Origin of the sequence: Leisingera sp. (assembly GCF_034669605.1) — a bacterium.
Classification (GTDB): domain Bacteria; phylum Pseudomonadota; class Alphaproteobacteria; order Rhodobacterales; family Rhodobacteraceae; genus Leisingera.
Genome location: NZ_JAXMOX010000075.1, coordinates 1 through 19,826 on the forward strand (window position 1 = coordinate 1; position 19,826 = coordinate 19,826).

Sequence of the window (19,826 nt, forward strand, 5' to 3'; positions counted from 1 at the left end):
GGTCGTGCAAGGACCGAAAAGCAGTGTGATCGCCCCCGTCTTTTCTATCGACCTGAACGGATACAGGTGCGCAAAGCCCGCATGACAAGACGAGGTGAGGAAAAGACCAGTACGCGCGGGGCTTCATCTGCCATCACCCTTGCCAGCCTGTCCAGAGAAAACGACCAGTCGGGCCCAAACGGCACCTTGGTAACATGCGCTCTGCAAGCCTGCGCGCCGAACTCGTGCAACCCGGAGCTGGGATAGATCGTGACCACGTGATCACCAGGCCGCAACACGGTGCGGAAGAGCGCGCCGATCAGGCCCACGGACCCGTTGCCGACAATGATCCGGTCGGCCGGTGCCCCCGTCGCGGCGGCCAGATCTTCGCGCAGCGAGGCATTACCCGCATCCGGGTAGCGCGCCATACCCGCCGCCGCGGCGCGGATCGCTTCGACCGCGCCGGGGCAGGGACCCACGGGGTTTTCGTTGCTGTCGAGCTTGGCGAGGTAATCGGTCCCATAGCGGGCGCGCAACCGTTCGAGCGCCAGCCCGGCATTGTAGGTCGGCAGAGTCGCGATTTCGGGTCGGATCAGGTCGGGTTTCATGACGGCTCCTATCATCACAGATCGAAGATCTTGCCGGAGTTCATGATATTGGCCGGGCCGATGCAGCGCTTTGAATCGCACATCAGGTCGAGCGCCGGGCCATGCTCGACCTCCATGTAGGCTTTCTTGCCCAGCCCGACGCCATGTTCACCGGTCGAGGTGCCGCCAAGCGACAGGGTGAGGTCGATCATTGCCGAAGTGATCTTCTGCGCCTCGGCGCTCTCTGTCGGGTCTTCTGGGTGGAAGAGCAGCACTATGTGGAAATTTCCGTCGCCCACATGGCCCATCAACGGCGCCTGGATCGCGGTCGTCCTGACCACCGAGCGAATGCCTTCGATGCAGGTGGGCAGAGCCGAGACCCGCACGCAGACATCTGTGGAAATACCCTTGATCCCCGGGCGCAGCGCTCGGGCGGCATAAAGCGCGGAATGGCGGATTCGCCACAGCGCGGCGGCGTCCTCGGCGTTGCGGGCCGCCTCGATCCGGCCCGCGTCCGCGTTCCGCACCAGGTCGCGAAGCACCTTGGCATCATCCGCCACGGTGGCTGCCGATCCGGCCAATTCGATCCAGAGCGTCGGTGCCTCGAGCAGGTCGATACCGCCATGGGCATTGATCGCCGCCATCTGCATCGCGTCGGCCAGTTCGATCCGGTTCAGGCACAACCCGAATTGCAGCGCCTTCATCACCGCAGCCGTGGCCACGCCGATATCGTTGAAGCTGCACATCAGGGTGCTGGTGGCCTCGGGAATGCCCGCCAGCCGCAGGGTGAGCTCCGTGATCAGGCCCAGCGTGCCCTCGGTGCCGACAAAAGATGTGTCAGGTCATAGCCTGCCGACGATTTCCGCGCTCGACCGCCGGTATTGACGATACGGCCATAAGGCAGCACCACGGTCAGGCCTAGTACCAACTCGCGCATCGAGCCGTAGCGGACGGTCGTAGTGTTCGAGGCGCGGGTCGCGGCCATACCGCCCAGCGTGGCATGTGCCCCAAGGTCGACTGGGAAAAATAGGCACGAGGTACGAAGGTCCTCGTTCAGCCGCTACCGGGTGACGCCGCATTGAACAGTGCAATCCATATCTTCAGGATGCACGGCCAGGGCCCTGTCCATGCTCGAGAGGTCGAGGTTGATGTCGCCCTCGGGCGCGTTCACTTGCCCCTCGATCGACGATCCAGCGCCGAAGGGCACTACCGGCACGCCATGCGTGTGGCAAAGACGTAGGATCTCGGCCACCTTTTCGGTGCTTTGGGCCATGACCACGGCATCGGGCGCGGCGGGCGACAGCCAGCTTTCTTCTGCCGTATGCTGATCGCACACTACCTGCGCCGTCGACAGCCGGTCGCCGAAGATGGGTACAAGCGCGGAAAACACCGCGTCAAGCGGGCGAGTCTGCTGGGTCATGTAGCCTCGCAAAATGTTGCGGCGGATCGGGGGAGATCCGGCCCCCTCGAGGGGATTACGCGTTGAACCATCGGCGTTCCGCGGCGCGGTTGCGTCCAGATCCCAGTCCCCGGCTACCTCTTCGCCGGTCGAGACCTTGCTGGACTTGGCATCCAGTTTGTCCGCCCAGACCGGCGCAATTAGGCCGCCATCCGAGTGCACCAAGCGCTGGCATTCCCAGTAAAGCTCCTTACGACTGGTCTGGTCCTGATCTCCGCGCGCATCGAGCAGCACGGTGTTGAAGGCCTCGTTGTCCCACTTAGTCGCATTCCAGCTCCCAAGGCTGGCGCGCGAATAGGCTAAGGTCAACATCAGGTCCTCGTTGGCCCGGCCTGACCAGCGCGAAGCGAAGAACGGCGTCTTGCCCCAGATGTTTGACTATAAGCCATCCTTGGACACGCGCACGACCACGTTTTTAAGCCCGCCGCCGCGTGCTGGCTGAAAAGTTGCGCCGCATCCATCGCGCCCGCAAAGGGCGTTTCCGAGACATGCAGACGGAGCTTGTGGCATTCGGTGCCCGCCTTCTTGATCAGCGCGCGGGCTTTTTCGGGGGTCGTAGGCCTGCTGCGGTAACTCAGGATTGTGGTTGGCATAGGCATTCGAAACAGGTTGGTCATTGGCCATCGACCCGAAGCCGCCAAGGATCTTGTTCACGATATCCTCGCGGTCGATTGACAGCTTCATTGCTGTGCGCACGTCGTTGTCGGCATAGGGCGCCATTGCCGTGTCCATACTGAATTCAGTAATGCATCTTGCTCTGTACCTGAACCAGGTCGATGCCCGGCATTGACTTAATCAGCTGTGCGGTAGTGGCATCGACTGCGTTCATTGCGTCGGTCTTTCGGTGCGCGGTGCGGTGGTGCACGCGTTCACATCGCAGGTCGCCAACATCTCGACTGCGTCGAAATGGCCGCGGTCTTCCTTCCAGTAATTCGGGTTCCGAGTGACCCGCGATTTCACGCCCGGCTCGTAGCTTTCCGGCACATAGCCGCCGGTGCCGATCCCGGCGTCGAAATCGCTTGTGACGACGGGCACGATGACCATCGGATTCATCGACAGAACTGCGGGGAAGCCAGAGTTCGGCGCCGACAGGGTGACGGTGATTTCGTGCGGGCTGCTGGCCTGTATGTCGGCCACTTCGGTCATCAGCGACTTGTTGACCGAAGTCGTGTTCTCGCCCCGGTGGAGGTTCAATGAAAACACTACGTCTTCGGCGCCGAAGGGCTGGCCGTTGTGGAACTCCACGCCTTCGCGCAACTTGAAAGTCCAGACGGTCGAATCCGCATTGCCCGTCCATTCCGTCGCCAGCTCCGGAAGCAGTACGCCGCCAGGACCGACCTCGATCAGCGCATTGCGGATCTGGTATTGCAGGTTCTGCATGATCTTGCTTTCGTTCACCCGCGGGTCCAACGTTTCGCCGCTGTCGAAATCGTTGATCGCCAGCCGGAAGGTTCCGCCCTTTTACGGCGCGGACTGCACAACTTTTGGCTGTCCAGAGAGCTCCAACATGCCAAGCGTACCGATTGCAGCTGCACCTTGAAGAACTGTGCGTCGGTTGGTGGAATGGCTCATGTTTCTCTTCCTGCCGTGATGGTAGGTAGACCAACGCCCGTTGATATGTCTGCTCATAATATGTTATGTGGTGACATAATGTTGCGGCAACGCAGAATTTCTGTCGCATTGTTCAGGTGAGCTAAACCAAGTCGGCTCTATGCCGGGAAGGTCATCGTGAAGTCTTTTCTACCCCCTTTACGCGCACTACAGGCTTTCGAGGCCTTTGGGCGGCTTGGGTCGGTGAGCAGCGCCGCGCAGGAGCTTGGCGTCACCTCCGGCGCGATCAGCCAACAGCTTAAGGTCCTCGAGGATCATCTGGAGTTGAAACTGATCAACAAGGATGGACGACGTGCTGCGCTGTCCACGGAAGCGAAGGCCTACCACAGGTTGGTGACTGACGGGTTTGACAGGCTGCGCACCGCGCAATCCGTCGTGCAGCGCGCCAAGATGGACGCCGATCTGAAAGTGTCGGGATTGCCCACATTGCTCTTGAAATGGCTCAATCCGTTGTTGCACGATTTCCAGTCGCGGGTGGAAGAAATCCCGCTCCGGCTCGAGGCGACGCATATAGAGCCGGATGCGGAGATGTCCGCAGAGATGTTTCGCCTGACCTACGGGTCGGTCGCACAGCGATTTCCACATTCCCGACAATTGTTCGTGGACACGTGCTTTCCTGTTTGCTCTCCATTGTTTCTCGAGAACCATCCGGAGGCGCGGACGGCCGAGGGACTTTCAAGACTTTCTCTCATCGACATTGATTGGGGCTCGGCCTACACCACTGTTCCGCGGTGGAGCGATTGGTTCGCCGAGCACGACGTCGGGGACGTGCGGGTCAAGCCGGTGGCGGTGCATTCACTGTCCAGCTCGGCGCTCGAAGCAGCGGTTGGCGGACAGGGTGTGGTGCTGGCGCAGAGGTCCTTCGTCAGCTTCGATCTGGAGCTTGGTCGGCTAGTGCGTCTGTCGGACGACAGCCTTACCATGCCTGAGGCCTACTTCGTTTGCTGGGGCGACACTACCTTGCAACAACCCAATGCGCGCGACTTCCTGAATTGGGTGACCGCCATGGGGCGCAAGCTCTCGGCGAGTGTTTAGTTCCTCTAAAGAGTCGACGGCGATTATTACCTGTCATTGGCCAGCAGTTCAGACATATTGCGAAAAAACCAAGCTACTGATGAGGTCGCCAATGTTTCTCCGCAATGCATGGTATGTTGCTGCCTGGAGCCACGAGGTCACGAGGGATCTCCAGCAGATCCAGGTTCTGGGCGAAAATATCTGCGTTTTCCGCACCAAGGAAGACGAGGTCATCGCGCTGGAAGATGCCTGCCCGCACCGCAAGTTGCCGCTGTCCAAGGGGCGGATCAAGGGCAATATGGTCGAATGTGGTTACCACGGGCTGACTTTCGATTGCGCCGGCCAATGCGTCTGGGCACCGGGTGGCGGGCGAATCCCCTCGGCGGCGCGGGTGCGGCCCTATCCGGTGCATGAGAAATACGGGCTAGTCTGGATCTGGATGGGCAATGCCGCCATTTCCGACCCCGAAGAAATCATCGATATCCCGAATTTCGACAGCCCCGACTGGGGCATCAACTCCGGCAACGCGATGGAGCTGAAATGCAACTACCTGTTAATGTGCGACAACCTGCTCGACCCGACCCATGTCGCCTGGGTGCATGAAAGCTCCTTCGCCGCGCCCGCCACGCGCGACACGCCGCTGCGGGTGACCAAGGTGGAAAACGGCGTCATCGTGCATCGCTGGATGATGGATCACGAACCGGCGCCATTCTACAAGAAGGTGGTGGAGTTCGAGGGTAACTGCGACCGGCTCCAGCATTACGAGGTGCGCTATCCCGCTCATGCGTTGATCCGCGCGGTGTTCACGCCCGCGGGCACCGGTGGGCCCGACGGTACGCTGGACGAAAAGACCTTCGTGATGGACAGCTACAATTTCATGACGCCGACCTCCGAAACGGAAACCCGCTACTACTGGTTCCAGCTGCGCAACGTGCGGCCCGACGACGAGGAGCTGTCGAAGATGATGGCCGAGGACGTGCGCGGCGCCTTCGAGGAGGATCGCGCAGTGCTGGAAGAGGTGCAGGTCGGTATGAGCGAGAAACGCTCGCCGCATATCGACATGTCGATCGACGCGGGCCAGCTGCGCTTCCGCCGCCAGCTCGAGGCGATGATCGCCGAGGAACGCCTGGTCGACGAAAAGATGGGGGCCTGAGATGGCGGATGCCTTTCGCAGGTTCCGGGTCATCGCCAAGGTGCCCGAGAGCGCGGTGATCACCTCGTTTCACCTCACGCCGGTGGATGGTGGCCCGCTCTGGCAAGCGCAGCCGGGGCAATACCTGACCTTGCGGGTACCGACCGCGGAGCGCTCGGTGCTCAAGACCTATTCGCTGTCCGGCGACGTGCAGCGCGACGATTTCCATCGCATCTCGGTCAAGCGCGAAGCCGCGCCCGCGGGCAGCGGCGCGGCGGATGGCGTGGGCTCCTGTTGGCTGCACGACCAGGTGCAGGAGGGCGACGAGATCGAGATCGCGCCGCCGCGCGGGACCTTCGTGCTGGACCGGGAAAGCGACCGCCCGGTGCTCTTTCTGGCCGGTGGCGTCGGGGTGACGCCGCTTCTGGCGATGGCCAAGGTGCTGGCGCACGACAAGCGCCGGGCTTGGCTCTTCCATGCCTGCGAAAACGGCGAAATGCAGGCCCTCGGCGGCGAGTTGCGTGCGCTGTCCGAAGGCTCGGGCGGACGGTTCGCCCTGCATGTGGCGCACCGGATTCCGAGTGCGCGCGATCGGGCGGAAAAGCGCTTCGACAGCGAGGGGCTGATCGACAAAGCGCTTCTGCAATCGCTGCTTCCGCTCGATGATTACGACGTTTATCTCTGCGGCCCGACGCCCTTCATGGTGGCGATGTACCGGCTTCTGCGCGACCTGGGCATCGATAAGTCGCGCATTGCCTACGAGTTCTTTGGCGAGGCGACCGCGCTCGAGAAGATGGCCTCGAAACCCGTGGCGGTGTCCCGCGCCGCAAGCCATGCGTCCCGCGCGGTGGCGAGCCTGGTGAATCTGACCGATCCCGAGGCCTGGGCGGTGGCGGAAACGGCCGTGGGGCCAGCCGAAACCCGTCCCGCGGCCGCAGATGGGGCCGCCGTGGTGGTGTTTTCCCGCTCAGGCGTCACCGCGTCCTGGGGCGGCGAGGTGGAAACCCTGCTGGAACTGGCCGAAGAGGCCGGGCTGGAGCCGGAGTTTTCCTGCCGCGCAGGTATCTGCAACAGCTGCCGCGCGACGCTGGTTGAGGGCCGTGTGCGCTATATCGAGGAGCCGCTCGAAATCCCGCCGAAACGGCAGGTGCTGATGTGCTGCACCCAACCCGAGGGCCAGGTGGTGCTGGATCTCTGAACGAAAACGCGCGGTCCGTCTCAGGAGGTCGCGCGCCGCTCCCCCAGGGCGTGGAAAAGCCAGTCCGGGTCCATCTCGGGGACCGAGGAAAGGAGCAGCGCGATAAAAGGGTGGTGCGGCGGGGTGAACATGGCGTCCTTTGGCCCCTGTTCCACGATCCGCCCTTTCTGCACCACCACCACCCGGTCGGCGATCGAGTGCAAGGTCGCCAGGTCGTGGGTGATGAAGAGGTAGGTAAGCCCCATCTCGTGTTGTAGCCGGTCCAGAAGCCGCAGGATGCCCGCGGCGACGATCTGGTCGAGCGCCGATGTCACCTCGTCGCAGATGATGAATTCCGGCTCGTCGGCCAGCGCGTGGGCAATGCAGATGCGCTGTTTCTGCCCGCCCTCCAATTCGCCGGGCAGGCGGTCGATGAAGCTGTCGGGGTCCAGTTCGATCATCGACAGAAGCTCGTGGATGCGGGCCACTCTGGCGGCGCCCTTCAGTCCGAGGAAGAATTCAAGCAGGCGGCCCAGAAGTTCGCGGATGCGATGCTTGGGGTTCAGCGCGGTGTCGGCCATCTGGTAGATCATCTGTACCCGGCGCTGCAGCGCCTTGGGCCGGTGGCGGCTGGTGGCGGACAGGGCGGTGCCGTCCATACGGACCGTACCCGCATCGGGCGGCAGCAGCCCAATGATCACCCGCGCCGCGGTCGACTTGCCTGACCCACTCTCGCCCACCACAGCGAACGTCTCGGGTACGCACCAGATCGCGCATCGCCTAGTGCGCCTCGTCGGATGTCCAGATTTCCGTCAGCTCGCCCGGACGGAACAGGCGCGCCAGTTTCATGGCATCGCGCCGGTTCGTCTTCACCCGCTCGCCGGGACGGCGTGGGATCAGCGACGGCGCGTTCACGGCGCACACATGACCGAGGGCCTCGATCTGCCGTATTAGGCCATAGCCGGTCGGCCCGGCCTCGTAGCAGAACCGCAGGCGCGCGTTCGGACGATCCAGCTTGCGAACAAACCGCCGAACGGAGGCAGCATCCGCTCCGATCTCCCCATAGGACCAAACTTCGCCGTTCCGACTGCTCTCGGCCACCGCAACGGCGTGGCTGTTCTTCGAGACATCCAATCCGATATAAAGTTCGCTATTCTCCTGCATGGTTCGTCCTCCTGGCTTGAGGCCCTGCTCTCCGAGCAACCCTCGTTGAAAGCCGCCAGTGAAGGGCGAACCACCTGTCACAGGTCAGCCGCAGAATGACACACGGTCTTACGGTGAAAATGGTCAAGCCCAGCCTGAAATCAAAAAGGGCAAAAACTAACAGGTTCTACGCCGCCCGTAGTCAGGTCATCCCGCCGTTGCCGTTGCTGCCTTTCGCGCCGCCGCTTGCACCAGCACATTATCCTGATGTCTCAATCATCCGACGAAGGTGTGAGTAAACCTCAACATTGTATGAATTCTCCATTCTGTGAATAGGAGTATTTCGGAGACATATTCTTCGATTACGAGCACGTGGTCGCACTGTGGAAGCTGCCTTTCACGTGCCCGTGAATGCTTGAATACACAATGACAGGGAGGTCTTCATGAAACTGTTCAACGCGCTTGTGGGCGCATTCTCACTTAGCTTTACCGTAACTGCGGCGATAGCGGAGCCGATCGTCTGGGATATGCCGAATGAATATCCGGCTACTTCGATCCAGGGGGAAACAGATGCGTTCTTTTCGGCCCGGCTGGAAGAGCTGAGCGGCGGAGAGATGAGCATTGTTCACCACTACGGAGGTGCAATCGGTTTCCGGTCGCGCGATCAGCTTGATGCGGTGGGCGATGGTGCCGTGCCTTTGGCCAATACTTTCATTGCTCCGCTAGGTGGCATTGACCCTCTGTTCCTGCTGATGTCGCTACCGTTCCTCACCTCGGATTCCGCAGAGGCCCGGGCATTGTTCGAGATCGCTGAGCCGCATTTCAACACCCTGCTGGAAAGCCACAACCAGCGCTTGCTCTATTCGTCGCCTTGGGCGCCGAGCGGGCTTTGGAGCCGCAAGGAAATCACCGGCCTCGAGGCGCTGAAATTGTTGAAGATGCGCAGCTATGACGCCAATTCAACCAAGGTGTTCCGTGCCGCAGGCGCCGCCCCGGTGCAGCTGAGCTGGGCCGACATCGTGCCGCAGCTGAGCGCCGGCGGGATTGACGGAGTCCTTACATCGATTGAAGCCGGCTTGAGCGCGAGCTTCAACGAATACACCCCGGTCTTTGCTGCACTGAACTATGACAGCACGATCAACATCGCCACAATCAATCTCGATGTGTGGAACGGGTTGAGCGAAGAGCAGAAAGCCATTCTGGAACAGGCAGCCAACGAAACCGAAGATCATGCCTGGGCTAACGTCGACGTGGCGGTCTCGCTGGCCTACGAGGAAGCAAGGGCGGCCGGCATGACAGTGATTGCTGAGCCGGATCCCGCGTATCGAGCCGCGTTGGTGGATCGGGCCGCTCCGGTTATCGCTGAATGGCTGGAGAAGTCTGGCGAAACCGGGCAGAGCATACTGTCCAGCTTCAGCACAGCCATGGGTCGGGAGATTTCAAACTGATGTCCCGAACAGGCTCAGTAAAAACCCGCAGCGATGGTCAGCCCTTTGGGCTGGCCGCACTTGGGTTTGCGCAAAAGGCTGCACGCTGCTTCGATGCGCTGGCGTGCCGGCTGTCACTGTCCGGAGCGGTGCTGGCCATGATTATCATGGTGCTGATGTGCTGCCATATCATCGTCGAAATTACATTGCGCACGTTGTTTGACAGTTCGACCCATGTTCTGGACGAATTCGTCGGCTACGGCATTGCCGCAATGACGTTTCTGGCTATGGGGCGCGCCCTATCGCAGCAGGTGCTTATCCGGGTGACCCTGTTGCTCGATACCGTCAAGTTCCCCGCTCTGCGGCTGGGAATGCAGATTGCCTGCCTGCTGCTGACGGCGGGACTGGTCAGCTATCTGATCATCCAGTTCTGGACAAGCGTCCTGCGCAATTTCCAGCGCGGCGCCACTAGTGAAACCATGGCAGAAGTCCCGCTCTGGCTCCCGGAAAGCCTGCTGCTGCTGGGGTTGAGCATTTTTGTTCTGCAGCTGCTTTCTGGGGCGATGACCCTGCTGACCGGGCTGCCGAAGGCCGAAGCGCCTGCTGATTGATACGGAGGATACAATGGACGTAATCACTAGCATGCTGCTGTTTCTCGGACTCATCATCCTGCTTGTAGGTCTGGGTGTCTGGGTGTTTGCAGGGCTGCTCATGGTGGCAGTCGGCGGGCTCTACCTTGTAGTCGACATGCCTATAACGCAGATTGGGACGATCCTGCGCACGGTCACGTCGCGCAGCGCCAGTGCCTGGGAGCTTTCGGCAATCCCGCTGTTCATCTGGATGGGGGAGATTATTTTCAGAGCGGATCTTTCCGACCGGCTGTTCCGGGGGCTTACGCCGCTGGTGCAATGGCTGCCGGGGCGGCTTCTGCATACCAATGTGCTGGGCTGCACCCTTTTCGCGGCGGTCAGCGGATCGACCTCTGCCACCACGGCGACGGTGGGCCGGATCACTACTGACGCTCTGTCCCGGCGGCGTTATGATGATAGTCTGGCCATCGGTTCACTGGCGGGTGCAGGTAGCCTGGGACTGCTGATACCCCCCTCAATTGTGATGATCATCTATGGCGTCTTGGCCGAAGTGTCGATTTCCAAACTGTTCATTGCAGGGCTGCTGCCGGGGCTTATGATCGCCTTTCTCTATTCGGCCTATATCATGCTGCGCTGCGGCCTGAACGGAACCCTCGCACCGCGCGACGCGGGGCGAGTAAACTTGCGGGATATGCTGCGCGGCCTGGTGGATCTGGTGCCCGTTTTCGCGCTGATCTTCATAGTCCTTGGCAGTATTTACAGCGGCATTGCCACTCCTTCTGAGGCCGCCGCGGTCGGCGTGCTTTCTACAGTCCTTCTGGTCGGGGCACTGGGTAAGCTGTCGGTGCGCATGCTAATCGATTCTGCATCTGGCGCGGTGCTGACCTCGGCCATGGTCTGTTCGATTCTGGTGGCAGCGGCGGTGCTGTCATCGGCCATCGGTTTTGCGCATATCCCGCAAAATCTGGTCAGCTTCATCCAGTCGCTGAACCTGCACCCTTATGCGCTGCTTTTCATGCTGGCCGTGTTCTATATCCTGTTAGGCGCCTTCCTCGATGGGATCTCGATCATCGTGATGACCCTGCCGATCACTTTGCCGCTGATCATTCAGGCCGGGTTTGATCCAGTCTGGTACGGCATCTTCTTGGTACTGATGGTGGAACTGGCGACAATGACGCCGCCAGTCGGTTTCAACCTGTTCATCCTGCAGTCACTAACGGGCAAGCCTCTTGGCAGGATCGCGGCAGCGGCGTTCCCCTTCTTTCTGCTTATGGTGCTCGGAGTCGCCCTGATCAGCGTCTTTCCGCAGATCGCGCTGTGGTTGACGAAGTTTGTCTGATGGAGAGCCAAATGACTGAGAGGAGTCCGGAGAAACCCCGCTTCGCCTTCGATCATGTGATGATCCGCGTGCGTAATCTAGGTGACGCCCTGCAGTTCTATCGCGACGTTCTGGGGATGGCTGTGATCCGGCAGGCCGAATATCCCGGCGGGCGTTTCACAAACGTCTTCCTGGCATTCGATGGCGAGTCTGCTGCGGTGGAACTGACCTGGAACTGGGACCGGAAAGCTGATTACGAACCGGGCGACGCTTGGGGCCATCTTGCGCTGGCCGTGCCGGACCTGCCCGTGGCCATGGAGTATCTTGCCTCCCAAGGGGTGCCGATCCGCACCCCAGCGAAAAAAATGGCCCATGGTTCCAGGATGATCGGTTTTGTTCTGGATCCCGATGGCCACCTTGTCGAGCTGGTTGAGCCTCTGTAGGCATCGGCAAGCAGGATTCACAATTCGGGCGCTCAATGCGCCCGTTTTTTATGCTGAAAAAGTCTGATATATGTTGAGTATTTCTCAACATGCAATGAGAAACCTGTGTTTCCTTAAAGCATCCGGGCTCGGCTAAACTGGCTGTAGATCATGGGCTATTTGCCCGCTTCGCTTTGAAGGATGCCAGGGAATGACAAAACAATTACGCAAATCGCCAGTTGCAATCGAAACTTTCGACGCCAGCACGCTTGAGGCTGCGGAGGTTATCGCTCTCCCGTCTGAGACGTTTTCCTCCGAAGAATTTTTCGATTTCGAGATGAATGCCGTCTGGGGGCATGAATGGTTCTGCGTGGGACATGCCAGCGACATCCCGAAGGCTGGCGACTACTACACCATCCAAGTCGGTAAGGATCCGATGATCGTGCTACGCAACCGTGATGGCGGGGTCAATGTGCTTGCGAATGTCTGCCAGCACCGCGGCATGATCCTGGCCGAAGGCAGCGGAAGTTTGCGCCGCCTGCGATGCCCACTGCATGCCTGGACCTATGACCTGAGCGGCAAGCTGATTGCTGCACCGGGGCTCACCGACGGCGAAAATGCACGCGATCTCTCGGACATCTGCCTACCCAAGCTACGCACCGAAATCTGGGAAGGTTTCATATTCGTCACCTATGACGAGTCCTTGCCGCCGGTGTCAGACCGCCTGGGCAAGCTGGGCCGTCAGCTGGAGAACTACCGCATGGCGGAGCTGCGCGCGCCGGAGCCGCTGAAATTCGAAGAGTTCGACTGGAACTGGAAGATCTTCAACGATGAATGCTACCACTGCATGTATCTGCACTCCAATTCCTGGGGCGACATGTATGCGCTTGACCGCGGCGAGACGCTGGATGAACAGGTTGAGTTCAATGATGTCGAAAAGGGCATCACCTCCTACAACTTGTGCAGTACCCATGTGGATGCCGCGCCGACCCACACCAAATCCATCCTGCAGCCGCCGATTCCCGGCCTGACAGAGCAGGAGCGCAGCCAGCTGAGCTATGTCACGGTGGCGCCGAACCTGTTGATAGTGGCAATGCCTGACAAGGTGAAATACTTCATGTGGCTGCCGGTCGGAGCGCAGAAATCGCTGTACGGCGTTAGCTGGATGTATCCCGAAAGCACCTTGGCACGCCCTGACTTCCACGAGAACTTTGATCGTGAAGTAAAAGACCTCGGGCCGGTCATGGAGGAGGACATCTATGCGTGGCGCAGCTGTCAGGCGGGCTATAATTCCTCCTTCGCCAACCGCGGGCCGCTTGCCCCAGAGGAGGAAGTGATCAAGCGCTTGCAGACTTGGTTGGTCGGGAAGTACCGGGCTGAACAGGCGCGGGCCACAGTTGTGGCGGAATGATGGACGGAGCTGCAAACATGACGTTGGAGCTGCGCATCGTTCGGCGCGAAGAGCTGGCCGAGGATATCCTCGGCCTGACGCTGGAGCGCCCCGACGGCGGCGCGCTTCCACCTTGGACGCCAGGCGCGCACATTGAGCTGGCTCTGTCTCAGGCCGGGCCGGACCAGGCAGATCTTATCCGGCACTATTCGCTCTGGGGCGATCCGGCGGACCGCAGCGCCTATCACATTGGTGTTCTGCGTGAGGCCAGAGGACGTGGCGGGTCAGCCTTCATACATGATTGCCTGAACGAAGGCGATGTTCTTCGCGCGGGCGGGCCGCGTAACAATTTTCCATTCACGCCGCAGGGGCCAGTGCTGTTCATTGCCGGCGGCATCGGGATCACACCGATCCTGCCCATGGTGTGCGAGGCTGCCGCCTGCGGGCTGGACTGGCGTCTGGTTGCGGCGGCGCGTACGCCGAGCCGCCTGGCCCTGGCGGACCGGCTAGCAGAATTCGATCCCAGCCGTGTGAAATGCCATTTCGACAGCACCGAAGGGCCGCTTGATCTCGATGCACTGCTGAACGGGCTACCAGCGGGGGCATCAGTCTATGCTTGTGGGCCTGCCGGGCTTTTGGATGCGCTGCAGGCGGGAGCCGAAGGTCGGCCCTGGAGCCTGCGTGTTGAACGCTTTGCAGCGGCGGCGGCAGCGCAGGTCGGGGATCAGGCGTTTGATGTGATCTGCGCCAAAAGCGGGAAGCGCCTGCATGTGCCTGCCGAAAAATCCATTCTGGAAACTCTGCGGCAGGCGGGTGTGAAAGTAGAATCCTCCTGCAAGGACGGCGTGTGCGGCACTTGCGAAACCCGCATCCTGCGGGGGGCTGCGGACCACCGTGACGTAGTACTGACGCCTGAGGAACGCGCCGAGGGCGCATACATGATGATCTGTGTGTCCCGCGCGTGCGGAACAGAGATCGAACTCGATATCTGAAGGACCGGACATGACAAGAAAACGTATCGTCGTCACCGGCGGTTCGGGGCGTGTCGGCCGCTATGTGGTGGCCTGTCTCGCCGCGGACCATGAGGTGATTAATGCAGATCTCACCCCGCCAAAGGATCCCGCGCCCGCGGGTGTCCAATATGTGCAAGCCGACGTGATGAACCTGGCGTCGCTGCGTGCGGCCATCGAAGGCGCCGATGCGGTAGTGCATCTGGCCGGGTTAGACTATGACTGGGGCTGTGCGTCCGAGGATTACATCAGAGTCAACGCACTGGGCAGCTGGCATGTGCTGCAAGCTGCCGAAGACGCAGGATTGACTAAGGTCGTGCTCTGTTCATCAATTTCGATCTGCGGCCTGCAGGAAATGCGGCCCGGCTGGCAGGCTCAGGCGCTGCCGATCACCGAACGCCACGAGAACCGCCCGGTCTACCCCTATGGCGTCAGCAAGCAGGTGGCCGAAGCCATGGGCGAAAGCTTCGCCCGCAAGGGTAAGCTGGAGGTGATCTGCATCCGGCCGCTCGCCGTCATCCTGCCCGAAACGCTGGGCGACTACCTCGAATTCGTGGATGCTCCGGACCGGAACTGGCTGTTCTACTATGTCACCGTCGGCGATCTTGCGCGTGCCTTCAAAGCTGCCGTCGAGGTGACGGGCATAGCTTTTGACAGCTTCTACATCGGCGCTGACGACAGCTCCCGGCCTGAGCCGACGCTCGACTGGTACCCGCAGATGACGGGCGCGCTGCCCGCGCAGCTGGACGAGGCGTATTTCGCAAGAAATCCGCGCGCGTCGGTCTTGTCTAACGCACACGCGCTGGCGCGGCTGGGCTGGGCCCCGGAATCCGATTTCAACGTAATGCGGGCCGCGCACAAGGCCCGGCTGGCCAACGCATAAGCGGCCAAAGGAAAGGACACGATATGGAATACGTTCGCAAAGGCACCGTCGACTGGACCGGCGACAACCCCCCGATCTATCTGAAAACCGACCCCAGAGGCGATTGGAGCACGATCGCCCTGTTTTTCCGCATCAACGCCTCGGCGCATGGACGCGGTAATATGACCTTGGTGCTGCAGGATCCCTATGCACAAGAGCCGGGCGAAGCCTGCCGCCTGTGCGTGACCGACAACGCACCGCTTGCGCGCTACCTGATTGATGGTTTTGTGCGGAAATTCGGCCTCTTCCGTCCCGCGGCCCAGGCTCTGGATGATCTGCAAATCATTGACGGCGCCAGATTCTCCGCCGCCGCGGATTACCCCGCGCATGTGTCAGAGATCGCAGATTTCGGCGGCCGGCGCGTGGAAATGCGCTGGTCCGGCCTGGGCGAGATGTTCGCCGTGGCTCAGCCGCCGCAGGACAGCCAGACCGGACAGCATGAGATGTTTAGCGTTTTCCAGCCCGCCACCTCCGCCTCGGTCATTGTCGACGGGACAGCCTTGCCCGGACAAACGGTGGAGCGCGATTTCTTTGACCGCCGGGCGCAATCCGCGGCGCTCGCCCACAGCGAAAGCTGGATCCAGGTGTGAAACCGGAATAGGAGCTTGATGTGACCGAAGAAACCGCCAATGCCCGTGCATTCGCCCGGATCGCCGCCCTCGACCCGCAGCTTTCGGGCCTAGTCCGGCAGGGGGAGCTTCCGGGGTTGTCCGACCGCGTACTACTGCACGCCGGACCGCCTTTCGAGAGTTTTGAGGCAATGCCGCACCCGGTGCAGAACTCCTGTCTGATGGCGGTGCTGGCCGAGGACTGGGCCGCGGATGAGGCTGGCGCCGAACGCCTTTTGCGGGCCGGGGAAATCCGGCTAGCCCCGGCGCAGGATCACGGGATTCTGGTGCCTCTGGCTGGGATTTCCGGACCGTCCACCGCTTTGCTGGTCGTATCAGATGCACGGCATTCCGCGCTTCGCCGCATGAGCCCGGTGAACGAAGGCATGGCCCTGTGTACCCGCCTGGGCATTCGGCACCAGAACCTTCCGGCACATTTGCAATGGCTGAACGGGCCGGTGGCCGACTGGCTGGCGGGGCGTTTAGGCCACCCGATGAGCCTGGGGCCTGTGCTCCGTGCAGCACTGGCCGCCGGGGATGATTGCCATTCGCGCACGGTTGCCGCTTCGGAAATACTGGTCGCTCAGCTTCGGGACGCGGGTGGGGCGCAGGTGTCTGATGCGCCGGTCCTGTCATTTCTTGAGGCCTCGCCCGCCTTTGCTCTGAATGTCTGGATGGCGATGTGTGGCCTGCTCGGGGCTGCTGCTGAGGGCGAAGCCGGGGCAACGCTTGTGACCCGCGCCGGAGGTAATGGGCGCCATTTCGGCTATCAGCTGGCCGGTCAGCCCGGGCGATGGATTACCTCGCCTGCGCCGGTAATCCGTGGTCGGGTGGAACCGGTCTACGGCGGGCGAAGCGCCTGTCCTGCACTGGGCGATAGTGCGCTGGTCGACTTCATGGGGCTTGGTGGTCAGGCTCTTGGCGCGGTGCCGCAACTGCGTGATGCGCTGACGGATCTTCTGCCTGCAGATTTTGCAATACGGCCTGCCAAGCTGCTGACTGGGCGCCTGGATCTTTTTGGGCGCGCTGCGGTTACAGATGCGCAGCGCGCCGCAAAGGCGGATACTGGACCTATGGTGCTGCTGGGCATGATCGACACGCTGGGGCAGGCCGGCAGGATCGGCGGCGGCTGCGCCACAGTCGACGGCAGCGCTTTCTCAGATGGGCTGACCGCAATATGAGCACAGTCTTGAAAGGGGTATTGTCGCGGCTTCGCAACGGCGACGTGGATGCACATGAAATCGTCGATCTCTGCCATGAACGCATAACGCAGCGGGAGGAAGCGGTCGGTGCCTGGCAATGGCTGCGCCCTCGTGATGAATGCCATGCCTGGCTGCGGGACAATGCGGATTGGCTGCGGCAGACGCCGCTGTGCGGACTACCCGTCGCCGTTAAGGACATCATCGACACTGCCGATGCACCAACCGGGCTGGGCTCAGCCCTGCACAGGACACGCCAGCCTTCCGATGACGCGGCATGCGTCTCCAGCCTGCGGGCTGCGGGCGCTCTGGTTCTGGGCAAAACGGTCACAACGGAATTTGCCTATTTTTCACCTGGCAAGACAGCCAACCCTCACGATCTGAACTGCACGCCGGGCGGCTCCTCCAGCGGCTCAGCGGCGGCTGTGGCCGATGGAATGGTCCCCGTTGCGCTGGGGTCGCAGACCGCGGCATCGGTGATCCGGCCCGCGTCCTACTGTGGTGTCTATGGCTATGTTGCCACGCGTGGGTTGATGGCTCTGCGCGGCGTACAGCCGTTGGCCCCGAGCTTTGACAGCCTTGGCCTGCTGGCTGCCGATCCCGGAATGCTTGCGGAAGTTTCTGATGTGCTGACCGGTGCGGCAGGGCTGAAGCCGTCACGGCCCTTGGACCTGCGGGATTTGACCCTGCTGCAGGTTCCGGGCACGGCAATGGGTCCGGTGAGCGATGAGATGGTGTCCGCGGTGGAGGCTCTGGCCAAACGGCTACGCCGGGCTGGCGCCCTGATCGTGCCTTTTGACGATGGCGGCGCCCTGGCGCGGCTGGTGGAGCTGCATGGCGCGGTCATGGCCTTCGAGGCGGCCCGTAACATGGCCTGGGAGGCAAACCAGCCTAAGGCGGTCAGTCCGGAGTTTGCGGATCTTGCGGCATGCGGCCGAGGAATTTCCCTGGCCGCTCATGCCGCTGCGCTGGAAGAAATCACCCGCCTGTCTGCTTCTCTCGAACGGTTGCGCCCTGCCAGCGCACTGTTCCTCGCCCCGGCTGCGCCAGGCAGTGCGCCTGAAGGGCTGGCAGCAACCGGCGCGCCCCATATGAGCCGCCCTTGGCAGGCACTGGGGCTCCCGGTAATCAGCCTCCCCGCTGGGCTTTGTGCAAACGGACGTCCGCTTGGCGTCCAGCTGATTGGTAGGCGGTTCGGAGATGCGGCATTGTTCGCTGCGGCAGAGCAGATCGCTTTACTGAGCAGCCCGGGCGATCTATGCGGTTAGAGGCCGGTAATCAGAATGGGTGAAAGTGTCTTTGAGCAATATTCCTCATCTCAACGCATTGCGGACATTCGTGGTGGCCGCAAGGTATCTGAATTTCACCAAGGCAGGTGCCGAATTGAACGTGTCGGCCTCCGCCGTCAGCCACCAAATGCGGCAGCTGGAAGAGTACTTCGGCATGCACCTGTTTCAGCGCGAGGCTGGGAAACTGAAACTGACCGACGAAGGCCGGTTCCTGTTTGAACGGCTGGATTTGCCCTTCCAGGACATCTCCCGTGCCGCCAAACAGATGCGCGCGATGCACAGCAGGAAAAGCGTCAATCTAATGTGCCGCCCATTCTTTTCCAGTTTCTGGCTGGCCCCTCGGCTGAGCGGGCTTTGGGCCCGGCACCCCAACCTGGAATTGAACCTGATCCACAAGGCGCAGATCGATCATTCAGAACTGGCGCTCGTAGATCTTGCAGTAATCTGGAGTCGCGAGGACGTCTCGGACCTGCATGTACATCGCCTGCTCGACGGGATGCTAACGCCGGTGATGAGCCGAAGCTTGGCCGAAAAACAGGGAATCCCCAGCAACCCGGCCGACCTGGAACGCTTCGTGTTGCTGCATGAGGATAACCATACCAATTGGTCCGCTTGGCTGGAAAAGGCGGGGGTGCCGAATCTTAAGCCGGCGGGTTCGCTGCGGGTCGACGACACCAATGTAAGGCTGCAGCATGTGCTGGCCGGACAGGGAATCATGCTGAGTGATCCACACCTTCTGGCTGGTTTGATTGCTAACGGGACACTGATCAGGCCTTTCAGCCATTTCCTGTCTGGCTACTCTTACTCACTAGTTTGGCCATTAAATCGCCAACATGATAAGCGCACTCAGAACGTAATTAATTGGTTGCTCGAGGAAGGTTCCAAGAGCACGGCATCCCAAGTTGAAACGTGAAAAGAGAAGCAAAACAGGACTTAAGCGTGCTCTTCCCCCTGAAAACTTGGTCGTTCGAAGCTGGAGTTTTCTGCTAAGTTTTCATGGCTGGGAGAGGAGCGGAATCACAGGAAAGCATTGAGGTTCACGGAGGCGCAGAAAGCTTCATTTTGGAGCAGGGCGAGCAAGGAACACCGGTTACAGAGATCTGCCGCAAAGCCGTACGGTATGCTCGGGAGCATGGTCGAGCGTGCCCAACAGTTCAGGGTTGGGGGAATACACGGCATCACTTTATGGTGAGTGCCTGTTCGATGAACAAACCGCACAGTTCGGCCTGAGAGCGGACCTGAAGTTTCGCATAGACCTTCTTTGTGTGGTTGCGCACCGTTCCGTCAGAGATACCGAGAAACTTGGAGATTTCCTTGGAGTTGAAACCCTTAATTAGCAGATTGCCCACCTCTGTTTCCCGATCGGTCAACTGAGCTGGCGCGAATTCCTCCAGGAATTTGTTCAAGCTGGAGTGCTGATCCGAACGGGAGCTATCGGTCGCCTCCCCCGTGCTGTTGATCTCCTGCCAGATGTGTCAATGAGCGTTCAAAACTGACCCGGTTTCAGCGTTTGAATTTGACCCACCCCTTGTGGCGCAAAGGCCCCAGG

At 60.9% G+C, this 19,826-nt stretch carries 17 protein-coding genes and 4 pseudogenes; 14 read left to right on the top strand and 7 right to left on the bottom strand.

Annotation, left to right across the window (positions count from 1 at the left end; genetic code table 11):
* Positions 1-44: 44 nt before the first annotated feature.
* From VOI29_RS11220 to VOI29_RS11235, 4 genes and pseudogenes are all read right to left on the bottom strand, one after another.
* Positions 45-587 (bottom strand): aminotransferase class I/II-fold pyridoxal phosphate-dependent enzyme, encoded by a 543-nt coding sequence (locus tag VOI29_RS11220; RefSeq protein ID WP_323778782.1) that lies wholly within the window; start codon positions 585-587, stop codon positions 45-47.
* A gap of 14 nt (positions 588-601) precedes the next feature.
* Positions 602-1,375 (bottom strand): FAD-binding oxidoreductase, encoded by a 774-nt coding sequence (locus VOI29_RS11225; protein WP_323778799.1) that lies wholly within the window; start codon positions 1,373-1,375, stop codon positions 602-604.
* A pseudogene (locus VOI29_RS11230) lies at positions 1,366-2,337 on the bottom strand (FAD-binding protein). Before VOI29_RS11230 ends, VOI29_RS11225 begins: the two are co-directional and overlap by 10 nt.
* 66 nt (positions 2,338-2,403) lie before the next feature.
* Positions 2,404-3,405 (bottom strand): annotated as a pseudogene (locus VOI29_RS11235) (ABC transporter substrate-binding protein).
* A gap of 348 nt (positions 3,406-3,753) precedes the next feature.
* Between VOI29_RS11235 and VOI29_RS11240 the strand changes: the two are divergent.
* From VOI29_RS11240 to VOI29_RS11250, 3 genes are all read left to right on the top strand, one after another.
* Positions 3,754-4,671: a LysR substrate-binding domain-containing protein gene (locus tag VOI29_RS11240; protein ID WP_323778784.1), complete on the top strand. Its 918-nt coding sequence runs from the start codon at positions 3,754-3,756 to the stop codon at positions 4,669-4,671.
* Between the two features lie 91 nt (positions 4,672-4,762).
* Complete coding sequence (locus VOI29_RS11245) at positions 4,763-5,803, top strand: aromatic ring-hydroxylating dioxygenase subunit alpha (RefSeq protein ID WP_222505874.1); 1,041 nt, start codon at positions 4,763-4,765, stop codon at positions 5,801-5,803.
* A gap of 1 nt (position 5,804) precedes the next feature.
* The gene (locus VOI29_RS11250) at positions 5,805-6,980 is read left to right on the top strand and encodes a 2Fe-2S iron-sulfur cluster-binding protein (RefSeq protein WP_222505875.1); all 1,176 of its coding nucleotides are present in this window, start codon (positions 5,805-5,807) and stop codon (positions 6,978-6,980) included.
* Between the two features lie 20 nt (positions 6,981-7,000).
* On the opposite strand, the pseudogene VOI29_RS11255 reads toward VOI29_RS11250, so the two are convergent.
* Positions 7,001-7,711, bottom strand: a pseudogene (locus tag VOI29_RS11255) (ABC transporter ATP-binding protein); the annotation flags it as partial.
* 31 nt (positions 7,712-7,742) lie between these two features.
* Positions 7,743-8,123, bottom strand: a pseudogene (locus tag VOI29_RS11260) (IS110 family transposase); the annotation flags it as partial.
* Between the two features lie 422 nt (positions 8,124-8,545).
* Between VOI29_RS11260 and VOI29_RS11265 the strand changes: the two are divergent.
* The 11 genes from VOI29_RS11265 (at position 8,546) to VOI29_RS11315 (ending at position 19,190) form a co-directional block, all read left to right on the top strand.
* Positions 8,546-9,550 (top strand): TRAP transporter substrate-binding protein, encoded by a 1,005-nt coding sequence (locus VOI29_RS11265; protein WP_323778788.1) that lies wholly within the window; start codon positions 8,546-8,548, stop codon positions 9,548-9,550.
* Entirely contained in the window at positions 9,550-10,140 is a 591-nt protein-coding gene (locus VOI29_RS11270; protein ID WP_323778790.1) for a TRAP transporter small permease, read from the top strand. Before VOI29_RS11265 ends, VOI29_RS11270 begins: the two co-directional genes overlap by 1 nt.
* Before the next feature lie 13 nt (positions 10,141-10,153).
* Positions 10,154-11,458: a TRAP transporter large permease subunit gene (locus tag VOI29_RS11275; RefSeq protein WP_323778791.1), complete on the top strand. Its 1,305-nt coding sequence runs from the start codon at positions 10,154-10,156 to the stop codon at positions 11,456-11,458.
* Positions 11,459-11,469: 11 nt separating this feature from the next.
* Entirely contained in the window at positions 11,470-11,880 is a 411-nt protein-coding gene (locus tag VOI29_RS11280) for a VOC family protein (protein WP_222505880.1), read from the top strand.
* A 190-nt stretch (positions 11,881-12,070) separates the two neighbouring features.
* On the top strand, positions 12,071-13,270 hold the full coding sequence (locus VOI29_RS11285; protein WP_222505881.1) for an aromatic ring-hydroxylating oxygenase subunit alpha: 1,200 nt from the start codon (positions 12,071-12,073) through the stop codon (positions 13,268-13,270).
* A gap of 17 nt (positions 13,271-13,287) precedes the next feature.
* A complete protein-coding gene (locus VOI29_RS11290; protein ID WP_222505882.1) occupies positions 13,288-14,241 on the top strand; it encodes a PDR/VanB family oxidoreductase in 954 nt (317 codons plus the stop codon).
* A gap of 10 nt (positions 14,242-14,251) precedes the next feature.
* The gene (locus VOI29_RS11295; RefSeq protein ID WP_323778793.1) at positions 14,252-15,142 is read left to right on the top strand and encodes an NAD(P)-dependent oxidoreductase; all 891 of its coding nucleotides are present in this window, start codon (positions 14,252-14,254) and stop codon (positions 15,140-15,142) included.
* 23 nt (positions 15,143-15,165) lie between these two features.
* Positions 15,166-15,771 carry a hypothetical protein gene (locus VOI29_RS11300; RefSeq protein ID WP_222505884.1) on the top strand — a complete coding sequence of 202 codons (606 nt, stop codon included), beginning with the start codon at positions 15,166-15,168 and terminating at the stop codon, positions 15,769-15,771.
* Positions 15,772-15,791: 20 nt separating this feature from the next.
* Positions 15,792-16,970: a DUF1116 domain-containing protein gene (locus VOI29_RS11305; protein WP_222505885.1), complete on the top strand. Its 1,179-nt coding sequence runs from the start codon at positions 15,792-15,794 to the stop codon at positions 16,968-16,970.
* Positions 16,967-18,256, top strand: coding sequence for an amidase (locus tag VOI29_RS11310; RefSeq protein WP_261399023.1), 1,290 nt, complete (start codon positions 16,967-16,969; stop codon positions 18,254-18,256). Before VOI29_RS11305 ends, VOI29_RS11310 begins: the two co-directional genes overlap by 4 nt.
* A 31-nt stretch (positions 18,257-18,287) precedes the next feature.
* Positions 18,288-19,190: a LysR substrate-binding domain-containing protein gene (locus VOI29_RS11315; protein WP_222505887.1), complete on the top strand. Its 903-nt coding sequence runs from the start codon at positions 18,288-18,290 to the stop codon at positions 19,188-19,190.
* A gap of 265 nt (positions 19,191-19,455) precedes the next feature.
* Here VOI29_RS11315 and VOI29_RS11320 read toward each other — a convergent pair whose 3' ends face one another.
* Positions 19,456-19,647: a helix-turn-helix transcriptional regulator gene (locus VOI29_RS11320; RefSeq protein ID WP_323778798.1), complete on the bottom strand. Its 192-nt coding sequence runs from the start codon at positions 19,645-19,647 to the stop codon at positions 19,456-19,458.
* Positions 19,648-19,826: the final 179 nt, after the last annotated feature.